This is a genomic window from Sivoneniella epilithica UHCC 1019 (genome assembly GCF_040830845.1).
Taxonomy (GTDB): Bacteria; Cyanobacteriota; Cyanobacteriia; order Leptolyngbyales; family Leptolyngbyaceae; genus ULC077BIN1.
Genome location: NZ_JBFPDP010000126.1, coordinates 1 through 747, shown reverse-complemented (window position 1 = coordinate 747; position 747 = coordinate 1). Strand labels below are relative to the sequence as shown.

The window sequence follows — 747 nt, the reverse complement described above, 5'->3', positions numbered from 1 at the left end:
GTACAGCCAGAATGCTTTGAATATCCACTGCCATGCCCCGATGGGTTTCACCCCAAACGCCGTAATCAATCGCCCGACGATTGTTTTGAGTCCAAAGCGGCTCTCATCTTGGGCAAAGTAGCGAATCGGTCGCTCATCCTGACGCACTTGCCGATAGTACTGGCTCAACAGGTCGAGGTCGTCTGCAAGGTTTGCTTAAAAGCTTCTCGCTGGTCTCGGTTCTGCTTCATGTGTTGAGGACGGGCGACCTTAAGTTTCGCTTTGAGGCGGTAGCGCGTCATCTGGTACACCGCATGATACTCGGCTTCTACCCCTAAACTCTCTAAGAGCCACTGCTGCACTGCCCCGTAACTGTCGAACCCGTTGCTTGGTTCCTGTAATCGCTTGGCTAAGGCTCTCTCTGCCCATAGTGGAATCACTCGGTTGCCGCCTCCTGGTGTTGGTTTAACCACGAGCAAGGCTTCGAGTCCTTGCGCTCGGTACAGTGCTAACCACTTTTGTACCGTACCTCGATGTCTGCCAATTGCCACCGCGATCTGGCTGATACTCGGTGCTTGCGCTTGTTTGAGCCAGTACAACACTTGCAATCGCTCTTTGAGTATCGGTTGTTCAATCGCTCGCAAACGTTCGCCTAACTCGTCAAGACTTTCTTTGATTGCAATCGCGCTTACTCCAGCCATCGTCAGACTCTCAACTCTATATCCCTCAGTTTATCTGATCTGTAACTACTCCAATTTAATTTGGTAT

1 protein-coding gene is annotated in these 747 nt (G+C 51.1%); it reads right to left on the bottom strand.

Annotated elements, in window-relative coordinates; all coding sequences use genetic code 11:
• Window positions 1-164: 164 nt before the first annotated feature.
• Window positions 165-680, bottom strand: a complete 516-nt coding sequence (locus AB3R30_RS26945; RefSeq protein WP_458652280.1) for a helix-turn-helix domain-containing protein — start codon at window positions 678-680, stop codon at window positions 165-167.
• Window positions 681-747 lie beyond the last annotated feature (67 nt).